Source organism: Amycolatopsis sp. NPDC051372, from assembly GCF_040682095.1.
In the GTDB taxonomy this organism is placed as follows: Bacteria; Actinomycetota; Actinomycetes; order Mycobacteriales; family Pseudonocardiaceae; genus Amycolatopsis.
Map to the genome: position 1 here is coordinate 206,174 of NZ_JBFBAF010000006.1, position 18,714 is coordinate 224,887.

The window sequence follows — 18,714 nt, forward strand, 5'->3', positions numbered from 1 at the left end:
TACCAGGTAGTCCCACTACCAGGATGAGAGCGCACCTGGTACCAGGTTCGAAAGCGTCGGAGCGTGGTAGTCATGACGACGACAACCACCACACCGGTGCACACCACCGGTGTGCCGACGAGACCGGCACTCACCTCCGCCGGCCTGGTCACCGTGCTGCTGGGGGCGGCACTGCCGATCATCGACTTCTTCATCGTCAACGTCGCCCTCCCCACCATCGATGCCGACCTGCACGCCTCGACCGCGACCCTGGAACTGGTGGTGGCCGCGTATGGCATCGCCTACGCCGTGCTCCTGGTCCTCGGCGGCCGGCTCGGCGACGCGTTCGGCCGCCGCCGGCTGTTCCTCCTGGGGCTCGCGCTGTTCACGCTGACCTCGCTGGTCTGCGGCCTCGCACCCGATGCGACGACGCTCGTGCTCGCCCGCGCGGCGCAAGGGGCGGCGTCCGCCCTGCTGCTGCCGCAGGTGCTCTCGATCATCCAGGCCGGCACGACCGGCGAACACCGCTCCCGCGCGCTCGGCTTCTACGGCGCGACGGGTGGCATCGCCACCGTCGTCGGCCAGCTGCTGGGCGGCGCCTTGGTGGCCGCCGACCTGTGGGGCACGAGCTGGCGGCCGATCTTCCTGGTCAACGTGCCGATCGGCCTCATCGGGCTGCTCGTCGCGCGCCGCACGGTGCCCGACAGCCGCGCGGAGAACCCGCTCGGCGTCGACCGCTGGGGCACGGCGCTGCTCGCCGCTTCGCTCCTGACGCTGCTCGTGCCGCTGATGGAAGGCGGCGCGCTCGGGTGGCCGTGGTGGACCATCGCACTGCTGGTGCTGTTCCCGTTCGCCGTGGTGGCCTTCGCCCGCGTCGAGACCCGGCTGGAGGCGCGCGGCGGGATGCCGCTGCTGCCGCCGGCGCTGCTGCGCACGGCCAACGTGCGCCACGGCCTGGTCGTCGCGGTGCCGTTCTTCTGCGGCTTCGGGTCCTTCATGTTCATCTACGCCGTGACCCTGCAGGACGGCCTGCACCTCGGCCCGCTCGGCTCGGGGCTCGTGCTGACGCCGATGGCCGTGGCGTACTTCGTGACGTCGCTGGTCAGCAGCCACCTCGTCGCACGCTTCGGCCAGAAGGTGGTGCTCGCCGGTGGCCTGATCGCGGCGCTCGGCCTGCTCGTGCTGGCCGGCTCGGCGCTGTGGGCGTGGCCGGACCTCACCCTGTGGGAGCTGGCTCCCGCCATGGTCCTCATCGGGATCGGCAACGGCCTGGCCATGACCACGCTGTTCCGCATCGTCCTGTCCCGCGTGCCCCACGACCTCGCCGGCATCGGCGGCGGCGTGATGACCACGACGCAGCAGACGTCGCTGGCTCTCGGGGTGGCCGTGTTCGGCAGCCTGTTCGCGGGCTTGAGCACGGGCTCAATGGGGTACGAGGGAGCGTTCGTGCTGGTCATGGGGCTGCTGGCCGCGGTGGCGCTGCTCGTGGTGGTGCTGGCGAGGAAGCTGCCTGATCCTCGGTGACGGCTCAGCCCGGGAGCGACGACCAGCCGCCGCCCCGGGCGAGCAGGATTCGGACGGCCTCGGCGTGTTCCGCGAAGCCCGCGAGGTCGCCGTGCAGCAACGCGGCGCGTTCGGCGTCCAACGGTGCCGTGTCGTCGCGCCAGAGCTCGAGGGTCCAGTTGGCGGCGAGGAACATCGAGCGCACGAGGCCGATGATCCCGGCGCCGTCGGGGCCGCCGCTGCGGCGGTAGGACTCGAGGATCTCGTTGCACGTCGAGAACAACCGCGTCAGCCCGGTCACGGCCTCGGCGGGCGTGCCGTCCCAGTCCGCCCCTGGCCACGTGCAGGAGCCCAGCTCCAGCCACAGCCGCCAGCCGGCGGTCAGCTCAGCTTCGTTGCACGGAGTCCAATGCCCGGCCATGGTTCGAGTGTGCGCCTGGGCAACGCGGGACCCGCTGGGGTCATGGGGTTTCTCACTCGTGTGGCTGTTCCCAGAGCCAGAACTCGATGCCCTGGTCGTCGACGCAGTCGGCGGTCGTGCCGTACGGGTGGTTCTCCACCTCACCGGCCGTGCCGCCGTGGTCGCGGACGCGGGCGAGAGCCGCTTCGAGGTCGTCCACCGCGTACATCAGCTTCCAGCCGACTTGCCGGCCCGGGCCGCCCCACAACCCGCCCTGGAGGCCGGGACCTTCGAAGCCCCAGGCGTCCGGCACGGAGCCCGGCGAGAACTGCCAGCCGAGGACGCGACCGTAGAAGGCCTTCGCCGCTTCGTCGTCGGGCACCTGGAACGTGAAGTACATGGCTTCGCCGTGGCGGGTCGGGTTCGTGGCGTACTTCCCGGTCCGCCCGGGGTGGCCGGCCTGCGCGACGAGCCACCGCTGGCCGTAGGGGTCCTTGATCGTGCCGCTGAGCCCGTACCCGCGGTCCTCGACCGGGCGCAGCAGCTCGCCGCCCAGCTCCACGGCGCGGCGGGCCGACTCGCGGACGTCGGGAACCTCCACGCGGATCAGCGGCCCGCCCTCGGGCGCGACGACGTTGCCCAGCTCTGGGAACTCCTCCGCGAGCATCAGCACGCTGTCGCCGATGGCCAGCTCGGCGTGCCCGACGCGGCCGTCGTCCATCACGATCGGGTCGGAGCGACGCTGCGCGCCGAAGACCTCGACGTAGAAGTCCAGCGCGGCGCGGGCATCGGTGACGACGAGGTACGGGGCGAGCGCGCGCACGGCGGCGTCGGCGGGAGTTTCGGTGGTGGTCATCTCGGCTCCGTTCAGGATGAGGCGCCGCAGGTTGTCCCGCAGCTCCCTGGCGAACGCCGGGTCCGGGTCGACCGGCGTCGGGGGCAGTGCGAGCGCGTCGAACGGCTCAGTCATCGCGGCCCCCTTTCTCCTCGTAGCTGTGGCGGAACGCAGCCTTCGCGCGGGTCAGCAACGCTTCCGTCGCGTTGACCGTGCGACCGAGGCAGGCGGCGACGTCGCCGACCGGCAGGCCGTCGACGTACCGCAGCGTGAGCACGGCCCGGTGGTTTGCGCCGAGCGATTCGAGCACCTGGCGTGCGCGCAACGCGTCGAGCTCGGTGTCCCACGGATCGTGGGTGTCGGGCTCGTGCACCAGCCGCAGCCCGCGTTCCTCGCGGGCCTTGCGGCGCCAGTGGTCGGCCAGCTTGTGCCGCGCCACCCCGATCAGCCACCGGGTGCTCACCGGCGGCGCACCACCCTTGCGGCACGCCGCGACGGCCCCCAGGAACGTCTCGGACGTCAGTTCCTCGGCCAGCACGCGGTCGCCGCAGCGCGCGAGCAGGTACCCGTAGACCTCCGGCAGCGCGGACTCGTACAGCCCGAGCAGCGCGAAAGCCGGGTCCGGTCTCACCCGCGGTTCCGTCACACCCACATCGTCGTCCGGGGACCGCGTTTTCCGTCGGGTGAATTTCGGGCCGCCGGAAAATCGTTGGTCGCCGCCGGTGGCGGGCGGCGACACTGCGGTCATGGCCGGGCGAGGACGAGCGACGGGGTTGAGCCTCACGTCGTGGGTGCTGTTCGCCGGCTCCGGGCCGGTGGCGAAGGCCGTGATGGGCACGGGCTGGTCACCGGCCGCGGTGACGGCGGTCCGGATCGCGCTCGCAGCGGTGGTGCTGGTGCCCGGCGTCGCGCTGGTGCGGCCGTGGGCGTTGCGGTTCCGCGGATCCGACGTGTGGCTGGTGCTGGGCTACGGCGTGCTCGGCGTGGCCGGGGTGCAGCTGTGCTTCTTCGTCGCCGTGGACCGGGTGCCGGTCGGAGTGGCGATGGTGCTGGTGAACCTGGCGCCCGCGCTGGTCGCGCTGTGGGTCCGCGTGGTGCGGCGCGAGCGGCTTCCGGCGCTGGTGTGGGCCGGGACCGCTCTGGGCGTGGCCGGGCTGGCGCTTGTCGCGCGGATCTGGCAGGGCGGACGGCTCGACGCGCTCGGCATCGCCGCCGGCGTGGGCGCGGCCGTGTGCTCGGCCGGCTACTTCCTGCTCGGCGAACGCGGCGCGGGCCGGCACGACTCAGTGGGGCTCACGGCGGTCGGGCTGGCGATCGGGGCCGTCGTGGTGGGCGCGGTCAGTCCACCGTGGACGGTGGCACCGGCGTCGATCACCGCCACGGCAACGCTCGGGAGCTTGCATGTGCCCGTGTGGCTGGCCTTGCTGGTGCTGGCCGTGGCCGGCACGGTGCTGCCCTACCTGGCCGGGCTGCGCGCGTTGCGCGATCTGCCTTCGGCACTGGCGAGCGTGCTGGCGCTCGTGGAACCGCTCGTCGCCGCGGGGCTGGCGTGGTGGTGGCTCGGCGAAACACTCGGCGCGACGCAGCTGGTCGGCGCGGCCGTGCTGCTCGCGGGAGCGGTGCTGGTGCAGGTGGCCGGATCCCGCACCCCGCCGGGAGCACGGGATCCCGCCCTGACTACCAGCCAGCCGGACGCGCGCGGTCCGGCTCGTAGGGCTGCGTGATCACTTCCATGCCGTTGCCGCCCGGGTCGAGGAAGTAGACCCCGCGGCCGCCGTGGTTGTGGTTGATCTCGCCGACCTGCTCGCCGGCCGGATCGGCGTGGTAGGTCACGCCGGTTTCCTTCAGCCGCGCGAAAAACGCGTCGAAGTCGTCCTCGGGGATCAGGAAACAGTAGTGCTGCAGCCGAAGGTCCTGCGGCGGGATCGTCGCGAAGTCCAGCCGGACGCCGTTGCCGGTTTCGACGGGGATGAACGGCCCCCATTCCTCGCCCACTTCGAGACCCAGCAAGCGGGCGAGGAACTCGGCGGACTCCCGGTTGTCCCGGGACGGCACGATCAGATGGTTGAGCTCAACGGAAACGGACACGAACAATGCCTCCAGAAGGCATCCCGGCACCTCCATGTCTCACCCAGCCGGTGACCGACACGCGATGCCGCGTCCGTGATCGTAAGCCAGGACTAGGAAACCGTCACGCGCTTTCGCCCCGCCACGCGCGGCCGCCCGACGCCCTGCCAGGAGAGGCCGGCGTCGATGACCGTGCGCGGGTCGAGGAGGTTGCGGGTGTCGACGACGTCGTCGCCCTCCATCGCGTCGGCCATCACCGTCCAGTCGAGGTGCTTGAACTCGGCCCACTCGGTGAGGACCACGATCACGTCGGCGTCCTTCGCGACCTGGTACGGGTCGTCGACCACGGTCATGCCGTCGATGCCGGTGTCCACCGCCGGGTCGTAGGCCGTGATCTCCGCACCTAGCGCGCCGAGCACCGAGGAGACGGCGAGGGCGGGCGAGTCGCGCAGGTCGTTGGTGCCGGCCTTGAACGCCAGGCCCAGCACGCCGATCCGCGCGCCGGCGAGCGTGCCGCCGCAGGCACCGGCGATCTTCGCGACGATGCGGTCGCGCTGGGCGATGTTCTCGTCGATGGCCGAGGTGAGCATGCGGAAGTCGTAGTTCACGGACTCGGCGACCTTCACCAGCGCGCTGGTGTCCTTCGGCAGGCACGAGCCGCCCCAGCCCGGGCCGGGCTTGAGGAACGTGCGGCCGATGCGCCGGTCGTAGCCCATGCCCTCGGTCACGAGGTCGATGTCGGCGCCGAGGCGCTCGCACAGCTCGGCGATCGAGTTCACATAGGACAGTTTCAGCGCGAGGAAGCAGTTGGCCGCGTACTTCACGAGCTCCGCGCTCGCCGCGTCCGCGACGACGACGGGTGCGCCGAGGTCCGCGTAGAGGTCACCGACCCAGTGCGCCGCGCCGGGGGTGTCGGAGCCGACCACGATCCGGTCGGGGTTGAGGAAGTCGGAAACCGCGGTGCCTTCCCGCAGGAACTCCGGGTTGGACACGATCGGGACGTCGGAGCGGCCGAGCATCGCGCGAATGCGCTTGGACGTGCCCACGGGCACGGTCGATTTGGTGATCAGCGCGCAGCCGGCGGGCAGCACGTCGCCGATCTCGGCGGTCACCGCCTCCACCGCGCGCAGGTCCGCTGAGCCGCCGGCGCCCATGGGCGTCGGCACGCACAGGAAGACACCGTCTGCCTCCTGCACGGCTTCGCGCGCGCCGACGACGAACGACAGCCGCCCACCGTTGATGCCACCGGTGACCAGTTCGGCCAGCCCCGGTTCGAGAATGTCCACTCTGCCGGCGGTGAGGCGAGAGACCTTCGCCTCGTCCACGTCCACGCAGGTGACGCGATGCCCCAGGCTCGCGAGACATGCCCCCGTGGTCAATCCGACGTACCCCGTCCCCACCACCACGATCCGAGCTGCGCTCATGATGCCGAAGGTGACATTCGGAGTTGAAGCGGGCGCTAACGGAAGTGGGCGACGCCGAATACTCCACGCGAGAAGTGAAGAACGGCTCTCGCGTGAGGCAGCACACCCGGCGCTGGTGCGAACGAACGTTAACCTGTCGTTACGGTGCAGGGCCGCACCACGAGCAGGAGAAAGGCTGAAGATGCAGATCACCGACACCGCAGCGCTCGTCACGGGTGGTGCTTCCGGCCTCGGCGGCGCCACCGCCAAGGCGCTGGCTGCCAAGGGCGCGCGCGTCTTCGCGCTCGACCTCGCCTCCTCGATCGAAAAGGCGGAGCAGGTCGACGGCGTCACCTACGTCGAGGCCGACGTCACCGACCCCGACCAGGTCCAGACCGCCGTGGACACCGCGGCCGGCTCCGGCGTGCCACTGCGCACGGTCGTGAACTGCGCCGGCATCGGCCCCTCGGCCCGCATCCTGTCGAAGAAGGGCCGCCACGACCTCGCGCTGTACGCGAAGGTCGTGCAGATCAACCTCATCGGCACCTTCAACGTGCTCACCATCGCGGCCGAGGCCATCGCCAAGACCGAGCCGCTGACCGACGACGCCCGCGGCGTCATCATCAACACCGCATCCGTCGCGGCCTACGACGGCCAGATCGGCCAGGTGGCCTACTCGTCGTCCAAGGGTGGCGTCGTCGGTCTCACGCTGCCGGCCGCGCGCGACCTGGCGTCGCAGGGCATCCGCGTGCTGACCATCGCGCCGGGCATCGTCGACACCCCGATGCTCGCCACCGTGAGCGACGAGTTCCGCGCGGGCCTCGCCGCCGGCGTGCCGTTCCCGAAGCGCCTGGCGCGGCCGGACGAGTACGCGCAGCTCGCCCTCTCGCTGATCGACCACGACTACCTCAACGGCGAAGTCGTCCGCATGGACGGCGCGCTGCGCATGGCCCCGCGGTAACAACCCGCTCACACCCGCAGCGGACCACCCGAGGTTGGCAGCACCCAGACTCCGCCCCGCACCTCGATCCCCACCTTGAACGCGGTCTGGACCACTTCGTCAAGGCAGGCTTTCCCGCCTTGACAAAGTGGTCCAGACCGTCGTGACAATCATGGATCGGGGTGATGGGGTCGCCCACTAGGCCTTGGTGAGGCGACCTTCCAGCCCGATGCCGTCCGTGGTGATGCGGCAGGAACCGAAGCGGCTTTCGCGCGCCAACGTTTCGAACTGCTCCGGCGTGTACGCGCGCTTGCGCAGCTGCCCGAGTGTCCACTTCGTCGTGAACGCACTCACGGCCCCCAGCTTCATCCCGGCCACCTCGGCCGCGATGTCTTCCGACGTGGCCGTCTTGCGCAGGTCCTGCACCAGCGCCACCCCGCCCGGCCGCAGCACGCGCCACATCTCGTCGAGCGCGTCGACCGGGTCGGCGAAGTTCTTGAACGCCGCCTGCGTGATCAGGAAATCGAAGGACCCGTCCGCGAACGGCATCGCCGCGACGTCGCCGTGCACGAACTCCGCCGCGACACCCTGCTCCCGCGCGTACTGGCTCGCCAGGGACACGAACGTGCGGCTCACGTCCAGCCCCGTGACCGCGAAGCCGAGCCGCGCGAGCTCGACCGCGTGGAAGCCGGGTCCGGGCGCCACCTCCAACACGTCGGCGCCGCCGGGCAGCTGCTTGGCCAGCTCGGCCGCCGATGAGCGGTAGTACGACATCTGCGGCGCCGTCCCGCGACCGCGCGCGTAGGCCCGCGCGACCGGTCCCTCCATCTCCGGCACGAGCTTGGTCCGGTGCCGTTTGACCTCGGTGTTCGTCATGGTTGCACTCCAGTTCGGTGGGTCGGCCGAACCGCTCCGGCGAGTGCGGGCCCGTATCCTGTGATCGCAGCCTGAGGATCGGATCCGCGTCCGCGGAATCGGTTCGAGGGTTTCCCCGGTCCCGGTGGCGGTGTGCCAGCACTGCCTCCGGGGCCGGCTTTCTACTCCTGGCCGCCTTCGGTGAAAGCGGTCAAGTCTTCCGGCAGCTCGCCGGTCTCGCGGTAGTGCCGCCACTCGGCGACGCCCGGCAGCGCGTTCGTGGCCAGGTCGTCGCGCAGGCTGCGCACCCATTCGATCTCGGCGCGCAGCAGCACAAGTTCAAACTCGCTTTCCACGAGGAACAGCCGCGGCACCTCGGCGCGCGAGGTGTCCAGCGCCGAAACCCGTTCAGCGAGGCGCTTTTCCAGTGCCGTGAGGCGTTTCGTCAGCAGGTCGGCGACCTCGTCCGGCCCGAGCGAAGCCATGATCGACAGCCCGGCCTGGAACTTCGTCGGCTCGAGGTCCGGCTCGCCGAGCAACTCGGCCACCCAGTCTTCCAGCTCCGCGCGGCCGGCGTCGGTGAGGCGATAGATCGTGCGCTCGGGCCGCGCGCCGTCGCGGACGCTCTCCACGGTGGCGACGAAGCCGTGCTTCTCGAGGTTGCCGACAACCGTGTAGAGCGAGCCCCACTTGATCTTCATGTCGGCGTCCTTGCCGCGTTCGCGCAGCACGGAGGCCATTTCGTAGGGGTGCATCGGCCGCTCGACCAGGGCCGAGAGCACCGCCAGCCCCAGCATGTTCCCGACCTTGCGCCGCTTCACGGCCACCACTTCCTCGTCTACGAGTATTCGCGGACGAGTATAGGCACAGCCGGCCGGTGATCGCCAGGGTCAGCGGTGGATGAGAAGCACCTCGGTGCCGTCGGCGGGTACGGCGACGGCGCGCTGCAGCCGCCCGGCGTGGACGGTGCCGAGGGCGACCACAGCGGCCGAGTGGCCGAAGCCGGTCAGGACGATCCGGTCGCCGTCGTGCAGCTCGCCGGTGCCGGCGGGGGTGACGATCGCCGGGCTGTCGACCGACGAGCCGGTGTCGTTCAGGGTGACGGGCTCGCCGGTGGCCGTCGTCGCGCGCAGTCCCCACGCCTCGGTCAGCGCACCCGGGTTGGACTTCACGGCCGCGAAATCGTCGCGGCCCTCGGCGATCACGCCGACGAACCCGGCCCGCGTCGCCACGACGTCGCCAGGCTTCGCGTCGACCCCGGAGATGCCGAACTGGGCATCGTCCCGGGCGCGGACGACGGTGCCCGTCGAGATCGCCGCGTCGTGGGCCGAACTGGTGAGCGTGCCGAAGACGGGATGCTGCGGGTTTCCGGTGGCGAGGGAGGTGTTCCACGCGGCCGCGGTGGGTGGGAGCTCCGCGGTCGCGAGGCCGTCGGCCACCCGGGTCTCGCCGGAGGTGAACCTCGCCGTGTCCACTTGCGGAGCGGTCACCGCGACGCCCGCCGCAGGGCCGCCATCCGGCGCGGAGGCGACGAAGCCGTAGGCCGGAGCCGTGAGCCGGCCGGCCGGGACGGTCAGCTGCGCCTGAACCGCCAGCTCGGGCCCGGTGAGAAACGCCAGCCGGACTCCGCCGTCGTGCTCCTGGCTGCGCAGCACGACGATCGTGCCCACCTCGGGCCGGCTCCCGGCGAACACCACCTGCGCCGCCTGCCCACCCCAGCCCCACCGCGCGCGCTCGATCAAGTCCACGTTGCCGGCCAGCGACCCCCGCGCAGGCCACTGCGTCACCGGCGTCGCCTGGACCTGCGACGACGTGGTTTGAGTGGTGACGATCGTCGCCGCACCCACCGCGAGCACCACGGCGGCGGCCGCGGCCCCGGCCAGCGTCCGCTGCCGTCGGCGGGTCCGGGTGCCCAGCACTCGCCGCGCCATCCGCGCCGCGTCCCCCGGCTCCGGCGGCGCCAGCGCGGTCTCGCCGAGCTCCCGGCGGACGGTGTCGGTGAACTCCTGCTGCCTCAACGCTGTCCCCTCCCGATCGCCGCCGGACTCGGCTCGTGCGCGACCTCCCACAAATCCCGCAGCCGGGCCAGCCCGCGCGCCGTCGACGACTTCACCGTCCCGACGCCGCAGCCCAGCAGCCGCGCGGTCTCCGCCTCACCGAGGTCGAGGTAGAAGCGCGCCGCGAGCACCGCCCGCATCCGCGGCGGCAGCTGCCACAGCAGCGCGACCATCTCCGCCCGGCCCGCCGACACGGCGAAGGCGTCTCCCCCGGCCTCGACGTCCGCCCCGGCGATCGGCATCAGCCGCTCCCGGCGGCGACGGTCGCGGCGAGCGAGGAAGACGCGGAACAACGCCTGGCGGGCGTAGGCGCGCTCGTGCTCGATGTCCGCGCGGCCGACGTGCTTGACCAGGCGCAGCAGCGCGTCGTGCACCACGTCCTCGGCCTCGCCGCGGTCGCCCGTCAGCACGAGCGCGTAGCGGAACAGCTCGTCGTAGTGCTCCTCGACGAAGACCTCGAACCCGCGCACACCCACCGCCCTCCGCTCCCCGACGCCCCTTGGATCGCGGAGAACGCCGGAAAGTTGCCTGGCCGGCCGAACTCGAGCCGGCGATTTACTCGGCGGGTGACCACACCCAGTTCGGCCGCTCGTAGGCCACCTGGAAGCCCAGGTTGAGCATGTTGTGCAGCGACGAGTTGTGCTCGCCCTCGGTCTCGGCGCCGGTTTCGGCGACGAGCAGGCGGCAGCCCAGCTCGGCCGCGAGCCGGGCGCGGGCGGCGAGGAGCTCCGTCTGCCCACCGCGGTTGCGGGCGTGTTCGGCCACCGCGCCGCCGAACATCTGGCCGATCTCGCCGTGCTGGTACATCATCGCGGTGCCGACCATCTCGTCGTCGAGCCAAACGGCGAACGGGTGGCAGTTCGGCTCGGTGGCCGCCGCGGCGAATATCTCCGCGAAGTGGTCCTCGGGCATGCCGAAGACGTTCAGCATCAGCGCGGCCCACCGGTACAGGTCACCGGGTTCGACCGGCTCGACCCGGATCTCGTCGGCCGGCCGGCGCTCGTCGTCGTCGGCGCGAGCCACGACTTCTTCCACCGGGGCGACGAGCTTGGCCCACGACGAGGTGGTCCTGAGCCCTTCGCGCTCGCAGATCTCGGCCCAGCCCTCCGGAATCACCGACGGCGCGAGCTGCAGCGTGGCCCGGCGCGTGCCCGCCGCGCGGTAGAACGCGCACACCTCGGCCATCAGCTCAGCGGTGACCGGCTCCGTGCGGCCGAAGCCCAGGGCTTTGCTCCAGTAGTCCGTCGGGTCGTTGCGCACCGCCAGCACCACCGCACCGCCGAGGCGCGTGGCCGTCATGCCGAGCGCGGAACGCACCGGCTCGGGACCCCCGGTCTCGAGCCGGAACAGCGCTTCCGCCTCGCACTCCTCGATCGCAAGGGGCGGCTCGACCTTGATCATCGCGTCAACATACTGCGCACCGGCCCGCGGATCAGAGATCGAGCATGAAAGGCACCTCGACTTGTGCCCGATCGGACATCCACTCGCGCAAGGCCTTGGTGGCCAGCACGTCGTCCTCGTTGTACTGCAGGAGACGCTCGCGCTGGGTGTCGTCGGGGGTCTCGCCGTCCATGCCCACGGCGTCGCGGTACCAGCGCATCGACGCTTCGCCGCCGGCCTCCGCGTCGCGCCACCGGAAGCCCGCGACGGGGGCGATCACCTTGAGTCCCTTGCCGCGCGAGCACAGGAACTGGTCGGTGACGCTGCGGAAGAGGTCCACCCACTCGTCGGAGTCCACAAAGGACTGCACGTCCTTCTTGGCCGGAATCCCCGGGTGGTCGCCGAAGCGCTCCACGGAGCCGAACAGCCAGCGGTTCTCCGCCAGCGCGTTGTAGCAGTAGGCGCGGAACGTGAGCCCGGCCGCGAGCGTGCGCTCGCGCACGTCGGTGAACCACGCCCAGAACTCCGCGAACGAGCGCGCCTCGTCCGTGGTCGGCAGCGGCTCCCACGTGGCGAACGCGCGGTAGCCCTGCTCGACACCGATGTCGGCGCCCGAGAGCAGCGTGCCCCACAGGTACGCCCCGGCGTCGCCGAAGCTCTCCATGTCGACGTCGACCTCGACGTCGCCGCGCGGCACCTCGACCTGCGGCGTGCGGCGCACCACGGTGAGGTCGGCGAGCCATGCGCGCGCGAGCATGATCGCGTCGGCGAACGTGCCGCCGGTCCAGTTCATCGGCGGCGCCTCGGCGGCCGGGTCGAGTGCGGCCAGCTTGTCCACAGTGGACACGCCGGCGCGGCGCAGCTCGCCGGCGTCCTCGCCGCGCACCACGAGGCTGACGTCGCGGGTCTCGGTGAGCTGCACCTCGCACGTCGGCCAGAACGGGCAGCGCCGGCACTCCAGCACGCGCGAGGGCATGGCCAGCGGTTCGCCGCCGGTCGCGGCCGCGGTGGCCACGGCGAGGCGGTCGGCGAAGCGCGCGTCGTACTCCGCCAGCGCGCTGCGGCCGCCGGGCCAGGTGCCGGCCGTGAGGTCGTGCCAGACGACCACATCGGCGTCGAGCCCGATCACACCGCCGACAGCGCGGCCGGTCTCGGCCCGCCCGTACGTCTGGAGCATCCGCCGCAGGTGCGCGAGCCGCAGCTGGTCGCGTGGCTGCGAGCGCACCTTGCGCGTCTCGTCCGGCGTGCGGTGCGCCGGGTCGAGGTCGGTCAGCCCGGTGGTCGGCGCACCCTGGCCGCGGTCGGTGATGCGGTGGCGCACCACGAGCACCGGCACGTATCCGGTCGCGGTGCGCACGAGCAGGTCGACGCCGCCGCGCCGGTGCCCGACCGGGTCGGCCTGCAGCAGCGGGCCCCAGATGAACCGCGCGCCCTCGGCGAAGGCTTCCTCCGTGAGCCGCACCCGATCTGCCGCGGGCAAGTCACGCGGGATGCGCGCCCAGGTCACGTCGGCACTGGTCGCATCAGTACTCGTCACATCACGGCCCGCGGCATCGGTGGTCGCGGCGATGAGGCGCTGCAGGATCGCCTCGCGGTGCGCCGTCGCGTCGGCGATCCGCTGCTGCGCCGTGGGATCCGGCGGCGGCAGCGGAACGTCGCGCATCGCGGGGTCGTGCTCCAGATGCACACGACGACGGCAGCGACTGACCGCGCCGGCGTCGAGCAGCACCTCGTTACCCATGACGATCACCTTATCCGCCCCCACCGACAGAACTGCCTTTCCGTGCTGCGAGCCGACATGCCCGGCCCCACTCGGACCAGTAAGTTCGACCACGACGAGTAGTAGGAGGTGGGCCATGGCGCGCAAGGCCAAGCAGGACGCGGGTGAAGCTCGGATCACCCCGAAGAAGGCGAAGAACGCGATCGCGGTGGCCAAGGTGCTCGGGCCGGCCGTGATCCCGGTGGTAGCGCCGTACGCGGTGCGCGCGGCGGGCGCGGCGCGGGAGCTGTACGACCGCTACCAGGCGCGCAAGCTCGGCGTCGCCGTCGACCAGCTCGGCGAATTCTCCGGCCGCGGTGCCGCGCTGCACGCGCGGATCGCCGGTCTCGTGCAGGGCCTGGGCGAGCTCAGGAAGTCGAGCAAGGCCACCGATGCCGACGCGAAGTTCGCGACCGACACCCAGGGCACGCTCGAACAGCTCTCGGCCACGGTCCGCGCGGCCGAGCGGATGCCCGCCACCCGGCGCAAGGCCGCGCACCGCGCGGTCGCTAGCGAGCTCGACTCCCTGGAGGAACAGCTGCTGCACCGGCTCGGCGTCTGAGCGCGAGCCGGGCCGCTCACCCGAAGTGGTGAGCGGCTCGATCGCCCCGAAGACAGCCCTGCTCAAGACAACCCGCTCAAGAAACCGAGGTTCCCGGCGGCAGCGGGATCCACTTGTGCGACCAGGTGATCACGGCGTCGACCACCGGCTCGAGGTCCAGGCCCTTCGCCGTGAGGCGGTACTCGACCTGCACGGGCGTGGTGGCGAGGACCTGCCGTTCCAGCAGGCCCTCCTCCTCCAGCGTCCGCAGCCGCTGCGCCAGCATCGTGTCGCTGACACCCGGCACCGCGGCCTTGATCTGGGCGTAGCGGTGGCTGCCGGTGAACACCGCGCGCAGGATCGCGCCGGTCCAGCGCGTGCCGATCAGCTCGATCGCCGTGTGGAAGCGCGTGCAGACCTGGTGGACGTCGTCGGCGTGCCCAGGTTCACCGTGCTCGACCATCGCCCGCTCCCCTCGCCAGGCGTCAGTCGCCCGAGCGCAGTGGCGCCAGCGACGCGGTGACCCGCACCAGCTCGTCGAACATGGCCTTGGCCGAGGTCTTCACGATCTCGTTGGGCACGAACTCGCCCTCGTCGCTGATGAACTGCTGCACGAACGGCACCGACACCGCGTCGAACACCGGGGTCATGCGCAGCGTCGTCACGACCTGCTTGATCTGCTGCACCGCGCGCGTGCCTGCCGCGACGCCGCCGTAGCTGACCAGGCCGACGGCCTTGTACTTCCACTCGTTGTGCAGGTAGTCGATGGCGTTCTTCAGCTCGGCGTTGTAGCCGTAGTTGTACTCCGGCATCACGAAGACGAACGCGTCCGCTTCGGACACCTTCGCGCTCCAGTCCTTCGTGTGCTGGTGCTCGTACTGACCGAGGCGCGGGTGCTTCGGCTCGTTGAAGAACGGCAGGTTGACCTCAGCGAGGTCCACGAGCTCGACGTCGAAGCCGCCGTGCTCGATCGCCGCGGACTCCGTCCACTTCGCGACCGGCAGGCCCACCCGGCCCGGCCGCGTGCTCGCCAGGATGATCTCAAGCTTCGGCAACGCCTCCGCCTCCTCCCGACCCGGCAAAACGCGGGCCGCTCGACTAAGGATTCCTGAGCAACTTAGCATTCCTTAGTGAACGGCCCGCGCCCGGCTGCTTACTTGATGAACCCCTTGTCGATCATCCACTGGTGCGCGACGACGCCGGCGTCCTCGCCGTCGACGTCGACCTGCTTGCACAGCTGCACCATCTGCGCGTTGTCGATCGCCGCGGTCACCTTCTCCAGCGGGCCGCGCAGCGCGGGGTGCTGGTTCAGGAAGTCCGTGCGCATCGTCACCGCGGCGTTGTACTGCGGGAACGCCTTCTTGTCGTCCTCGAGCACGCGCAGGTTGAGCCCCGAGATGCGGCCGTCGGTGGTGAACACCTCGCCGACCGGGCACGTGCCGTTGGCCACGGCGGAGTAGATCGTGCCGATGCCGAAGTTCTCGATCTTCGGATTCTGGAAGCCATACGCCTTGACCGCCGCCGGGAAGCCGTCCTGGCGGCTGGTGAACTCCGTCTCCAGGCAGAACCGCGCCTGATCGGGCTTCTGCTTGAGGAAGTTCGCCAGGTCGGTGGTGGACTTGAGGTTGTTCTGCTTGGCGTAGGCGTCGGTCGTGGCGAAGGCGTACTGGTCGTTGAGCGGCGAGTACTTGAGCCACGTGACGCCGTTCTTCTCGGCATCGGCCTTCGCTGTGGCGTCGTACTGCGCCTGCTCGCCGCCCGGCACCGGCAGCTCGTTGCCCTGGTAGTTGATCCAGCCGGTGCCGGTGTACTCCCAGGTGACGTCGGTCTGCCCGTTGAGCAGCGCCTGGCGCGACGAGTTGGACCCCTTGATGTCGGTGAGGTCCACGACGTCGGCGCCGGCGGCGCTCAGCGCCATCTCCGCCATGTAGCCCAGGATGATGTTCTCGGTGAAGTCCTTCGAACCCACCACCACGCGCACGCCCTGCACGCCGGGCGTCGGCTGGATGGAACCGGGCTGGATCGAGTACGGCACGGACGTGTTGAGGTCGAGCCCGCACGCCGAGAGCGTCCCGGCGAGCAGCGCCGCCCCCGCGAGGGCGCCCGCCTTCTTGAGGACGTTCATCAGCGCAGCCCCTTCGGTCCGAAGAACTGTTCCGCCACCGCGCCCAGCCAGTCGACCAGCAGCGCCAGCGCGACGGCCAGCACGGAGCCGGTGATCAGCACCTTCGTGAGGTTGAGCTTGTAGCCGGTGTCGATCAGCAGGCCGAAACCGCCGGCGTTGACGAACATCCCGAACGTCGCCGTGCCCACGGCCAGCACGAGCGACGTGCGCAGGCCGGCCAGGATCAGCGGGATCGCCAGCGGGAACTCCACGCGCCACAGCACGGCCGACGAGGACATCCCGATGCCGCGCCCGGCGTCGATCAGCGCCGGGTCCACCTGCTGCAGGCCCACCATCGTGTTGCGCAGCACCGGAAGCAGTGAGTAGAACGCCAGCGGCAGCGCCGCGACCCACAGCCCGCCGACGGCGCCGGTGACGATGAACCACAGCACCAGCACACCCAGCGCGGGCGCGGCCTGGCCGATGTTGGCGATCGCGAGGAAGATGGGCGCGAGGAACCGCGCCCACCGCCGCGTGACCAGGACGCCGAGCGGCACGGCCAACAGCACCACGAGCACCACCACGACCAGCGTCATCGCGACGTGGTCGCGCAACGCGGTGAGCAGCGAAGTCGCGTTGAGCGTGGTCGCCTCGGTGGCGGTCAGGCCGGTGCCGAACACCCAGCCGAGCGTGACCGCGACCAGCACGACCACGGCGATGGGCTGCGCGAACAGGCGGAAGCGCTCCGCGCCGCGGGAGCCGGACTCGGTGGAGAAGCCTGATTCGACGACTGCTGTCACTGTGACACACCTCCGACCGGCTCGTGGTCGTCGGCGTGCACTTCGCGCAGCTGTTGGATCGTGGAGATCACGGTGTCCAGCTCAATCATGCCGGCGAACTCGCCGCGCGGACCGGTGACGGGCACGCCACCGCCCTCGGCGAGCATGGCCTCCAGCGCGTCCTGCAGCGTCGACTGCAAGCTCACGATGTCACGCAACGGCTTGCCCGCGGTGGCCAGCGAGGTCGCCGCGGCGAGCTCACGCCGATGCACCCAGCGCACCGGGCGGCGTCGGGCGTCGAGCACGAGGACGAACTGCCTGCTCTTCTCGTCGAGCCGCTTGGCGACGTCCGCCGGCGCCTCGTCGACGCCGGTGGTGAGCACGTTCTGCCGCAGCTCGACGTCGCGTACGCGCAGCAGAGTCAGCTGCTTGAGCGAAGCGCCGGCGCCGACGAAGCCGGCGACGGTGTCGTCGGCCGGGTTGGCGAGGATCGCGTCCGGGGTGTCGTACTGCAGGATCTTCGACTCGTTGCCGAGCACGGCGATCTTGTCGCCGAGCTTCACAGCCTCGTCGAAGTCGTGCGTGACGAACACGATCGTCTTCTTGAGTTCGGTCTGCAGCCGTAGCAGCTCGTCCTGCAGGTTGCCGCGCGTGATGGGGTCCACCGCGCCGAACGGCTCGTCCATCAGCAGCACCGGCGGGTCGGCCGCGAGCGCGCGGGCCACGCCGACGCGCTGCTGCTGACCACCGGAGAGCTGGCGCGGGAAACGGTCGCGGAAGTCGGCCGGGTCGAGCCCGACGAGGTCCATCATCTCCTCGACGCGCGCGGTCACCTTCTTCTTGTCCCAGCCGAGCAGCCCCGGCACCACGCCGATGTTCTGCGCCACCGTGAAGTGCGGGAACAGCCCGGCCTGCTGGATCGCGTAGCCGATGCGGCGGCGGAGGGTGTCGACGTCGAGCTTCAGCGCGTCTTCCCCGCCGATCGTGATGCGCCCGGACGTCGGCTCGATCAGGCGGTTGATCATCCGCATCGTGGTCGTCTTGCCACAGCCGGACGGGCCGACCAGAACGACGATCTTGCCGGCGGGCACCACCATCGAGAAGTCATCGACGGCGGGCGCGCGCGTGCCCGGGTAGCGCTTGGTGACGTGTTCCAGCTCGATCTCGGCGCCGGAGACATGGTCGTCGGAAACGTGCTCAGCCACGGAGCCCCCTCGGTACGGTCAATCGCTTGATCAGGACGTAGATGGCGTCGAGCACGAGCGCGAGGATCACGACGCCGACGGTGCCCGCGAGGGCCTGGTTGAGGGAGTTGGCGCTCCCCGCGTTGGTGAGACCCGAGAAGACCTCGGAACCCAGGCCGGGGCCTTTCGCGTAGGCCGCGATCACCGCGATGCCCATCAACATCTGCGTCGCGACGCGCATGCCGGTGAGGATTGCGGGCCAGGCCAGCCGCAGCTCGACGCGGGTGAGCACGGAGAACCGGCCCATCCCGATGCCGCGCGCCGCGTCGGTCACCGCCGGATCGACTCCGGCGAGGCCGACGATCGTGTTGCGCACGATCGGGAGCAGGCCGTAGAGCACCAGCGCGATGACCGCGGTGGTGGAGCCGAGTCCCGAGAGTGGGATCAGCAGCCCGAGGAGAGCGAACGAGGGAACGGTCAGGATCGTGCTGGCCAGCGCCGTGGCGACCGCCGAGCCGATGGGGCTGCGGTACACCGCGATACCGATCGCCACCCCCAGCACGGCGGCGAGGATCGTGCACTGCACAACCATGCTCGTGTGCAGGTAAGCCTGCAGCCACAGCCTGTCCCACCGGTCCGAGATGTACTCGAAGAGGTTCATGCGTATTCGATCTCCTGCCGCTAGTGAGGAGCCCCAGACGTCACCCGTTCGGAGTAGCTCGTCAACCGGGAGGGTGACTACCCACAACGAAGACGGCCCAAACCTCCCGTCTCACCGTTGGTCAGGCCACCGTTTCGCATCCTGAGACGATCGGCAACCGAAGCGAGTGGCCCGGCCGGGCGGTCGTCACCTGATCGCAACGCTCCGACCAGCATTTACTTGAACGTTCACCGAGACACTGCTCACAGGCTGAAACCCCTCGTTCAC

Annotated in this window: 21 protein-coding genes; 4 read left to right on the forward strand and 17 right to left on the reverse strand. The window is 70.8% G+C overall.

Annotated elements, in window-relative coordinates; translation table 11 throughout:
• Positions 1-72: 72 nt before the first annotated feature.
• Positions 73-1,503: an MFS transporter gene (locus AB0M56_RS11795; protein WP_364173933.1), complete on the forward strand. Its 1,431-nt coding sequence runs from the start codon at positions 73-75 to the stop codon at positions 1,501-1,503.
• A gap of 4 nt (positions 1,504-1,507) precedes the next feature.
• On the opposite strand, the gene AB0M56_RS11800 is transcribed toward AB0M56_RS11795, so the two are convergent.
• Genes AB0M56_RS11800 through AB0M56_RS11810 form a run of 3 tightly spaced genes read right to left on the reverse strand, consistent with a single transcriptional unit; the run spans position 1,508 to position 3,363 of the window.
• A complete protein-coding gene (locus tag AB0M56_RS11800; protein ID WP_364173936.1) occupies positions 1,508-1,903 on the reverse strand; it encodes a hypothetical protein in 396 nt (131 codons plus the stop codon).
• 52 nt (positions 1,904-1,955) lie between these two features.
• Positions 1,956-2,852 (reverse strand): VOC family protein, encoded by an 897-nt coding sequence (locus AB0M56_RS11805; RefSeq protein ID WP_364173939.1) that lies wholly within the window; start codon positions 2,850-2,852, stop codon positions 1,956-1,958.
• Positions 2,845-3,363 (reverse strand): sigma-70 family RNA polymerase sigma factor, encoded by a 519-nt coding sequence (locus AB0M56_RS11810; protein WP_364173942.1) that lies wholly within the window; start codon positions 3,361-3,363, stop codon positions 2,845-2,847. Before AB0M56_RS11810 ends, AB0M56_RS11805 begins: the two co-directional genes overlap by 8 nt.
• A 100-nt stretch (positions 3,364-3,463) precedes the next feature.
• Here AB0M56_RS11810 and AB0M56_RS11815 point away from each other — a divergent pair, with 100 nt between their 5' ends.
• The gene (locus AB0M56_RS11815) at positions 3,464-4,441 is read left to right on the forward strand and encodes an EamA family transporter (protein ID WP_364173944.1); all 978 of its coding nucleotides are present in this window, start codon (positions 3,464-3,466) and stop codon (positions 4,439-4,441) included.
• Here AB0M56_RS11815 and AB0M56_RS11820 read toward each other — a convergent pair.
• Together AB0M56_RS11820 and AB0M56_RS11825 are read right to left on the reverse strand one after the other, a co-directional pair.
• Entirely contained in the window at positions 4,395-4,805 is a 411-nt protein-coding gene (locus AB0M56_RS11820; RefSeq protein ID WP_364173946.1) for a VOC family protein, read from the reverse strand. The two genes, AB0M56_RS11815 and AB0M56_RS11820, sit on opposite strands and share 47 nt — an antisense overlap.
• A gap of 92 nt (positions 4,806-4,897) precedes the next feature.
• Positions 4,898-6,208 (reverse strand): UDP-glucose/GDP-mannose dehydrogenase family protein, encoded by a 1,311-nt coding sequence (locus AB0M56_RS11825; RefSeq protein ID WP_364173948.1) that lies wholly within the window; start codon positions 6,206-6,208, stop codon positions 4,898-4,900.
• Positions 6,209-6,389: 181 nt separating this feature from the next.
• Between AB0M56_RS11825 and AB0M56_RS11830 the strand changes: the two genes are divergently transcribed.
• A complete protein-coding gene (locus AB0M56_RS11830; protein ID WP_364173950.1) occupies positions 6,390-7,148 on the forward strand; it encodes an SDR family NAD(P)-dependent oxidoreductase in 759 nt (252 codons plus the stop codon).
• Positions 7,149-7,325: 177 nt separating this feature from the next.
• On the opposite strand, the gene AB0M56_RS11835 is transcribed toward AB0M56_RS11830, so the two are convergent.
• From AB0M56_RS11835 to AB0M56_RS11860, 6 genes are all read right to left on the reverse strand, one after another.
• Positions 7,326-8,003, reverse strand: coding sequence for a class I SAM-dependent methyltransferase (locus AB0M56_RS11835; RefSeq protein WP_364173952.1), 678 nt, complete (start codon positions 8,001-8,003; stop codon positions 7,326-7,328).
• 161 nt (positions 8,004-8,164) lie between these two features.
• Complete coding sequence (locus tag AB0M56_RS11840; protein ID WP_364174214.1) at positions 8,165-8,803, reverse strand: PadR family transcriptional regulator; 639 nt, start codon at positions 8,801-8,803, stop codon at positions 8,165-8,167.
• Between the two features lie 69 nt (positions 8,804-8,872).
• Positions 8,873-10,000, reverse strand: a complete 1,128-nt coding sequence (locus AB0M56_RS11845; RefSeq protein ID WP_364173955.1) for a hypothetical protein — start codon at positions 9,998-10,000, stop codon at positions 8,873-8,875.
• Entirely contained in the window at positions 9,997-10,515 is a 519-nt protein-coding gene (locus AB0M56_RS11850) for a sigma-70 family RNA polymerase sigma factor (protein ID WP_364173958.1), read from the reverse strand. Before AB0M56_RS11850 ends, AB0M56_RS11845 begins: the two co-directional genes overlap by 4 nt.
• 79 nt (positions 10,516-10,594) lie before the next feature.
• Entirely contained in the window at positions 10,595-11,440 is an 846-nt protein-coding gene (locus AB0M56_RS11855; RefSeq protein ID WP_364173960.1) for a GNAT family N-acetyltransferase, read from the reverse strand.
• Positions 11,441-11,471: 31 nt separating this feature from the next.
• A complete protein-coding gene (locus AB0M56_RS11860; RefSeq protein ID WP_364173962.1) occupies positions 11,472-13,160 on the reverse strand; it encodes a TM0106 family RecB-like putative nuclease in 1,689 nt (562 codons plus the stop codon).
• Positions 13,161-13,275: 115 nt separating this feature from the next.
• Between AB0M56_RS11860 and AB0M56_RS11865 the strand changes: the two genes are divergently transcribed.
• Complete coding sequence (locus tag AB0M56_RS11865; protein WP_364173965.1) at positions 13,276-13,740, forward strand: DUF6474 family protein; 465 nt, start codon at positions 13,276-13,278, stop codon at positions 13,738-13,740.
• 76 nt (positions 13,741-13,816) lie between these two features.
• On the opposite strand, the gene AB0M56_RS11870 is transcribed toward AB0M56_RS11865, so the two are convergent.
• From AB0M56_RS11870 to AB0M56_RS11895, 6 genes are all read right to left on the reverse strand, one after another.
• Positions 13,817-14,182 carry a helix-turn-helix domain-containing protein gene (locus AB0M56_RS11870; protein ID WP_364173968.1) on the reverse strand — a complete coding sequence of 122 codons (366 nt, stop codon included), beginning with the start codon at positions 14,180-14,182 and terminating at the stop codon, positions 13,817-13,819.
• A gap of 22 nt (positions 14,183-14,204) precedes the next feature.
• A complete protein-coding gene (locus tag AB0M56_RS11875) occupies positions 14,205-14,774 on the reverse strand; it encodes an NAD(P)H-dependent oxidoreductase (protein ID WP_220245503.1) in 570 nt (189 codons plus the stop codon).
• A 98-nt stretch (positions 14,775-14,872) separates the two neighbouring features.
• Positions 14,873-15,844 carry a glycine betaine ABC transporter substrate-binding protein gene (locus tag AB0M56_RS11880; RefSeq protein WP_364173972.1) on the reverse strand — a complete coding sequence of 324 codons (972 nt, stop codon included), beginning with the start codon at positions 15,842-15,844 and terminating at the stop codon, positions 14,873-14,875.
• Positions 15,844-16,623 (reverse strand): ABC transporter permease, encoded by a 780-nt coding sequence (locus AB0M56_RS11885; protein WP_364173975.1) that lies wholly within the window; start codon positions 16,621-16,623, stop codon positions 15,844-15,846. Before AB0M56_RS11885 ends, AB0M56_RS11880 begins: the two co-directional genes overlap by 1 nt.
• Positions 16,620-17,807, reverse strand: a complete 1,188-nt coding sequence (locus AB0M56_RS11890; RefSeq protein ID WP_364173978.1) for an ABC transporter ATP-binding protein — start codon at positions 17,805-17,807, stop codon at positions 16,620-16,622. The genes AB0M56_RS11885 and AB0M56_RS11890 overlap by 4 nt, the downstream gene beginning before the upstream one ends.
• Complete coding sequence (locus tag AB0M56_RS11895) at positions 17,800-18,447, reverse strand: ABC transporter permease (RefSeq protein ID WP_364173981.1); 648 nt, start codon at positions 18,445-18,447, stop codon at positions 17,800-17,802. Before AB0M56_RS11895 ends, AB0M56_RS11890 begins: the two co-directional genes overlap by 8 nt.
• Positions 18,448-18,714: the final 267 nt, after the last annotated feature.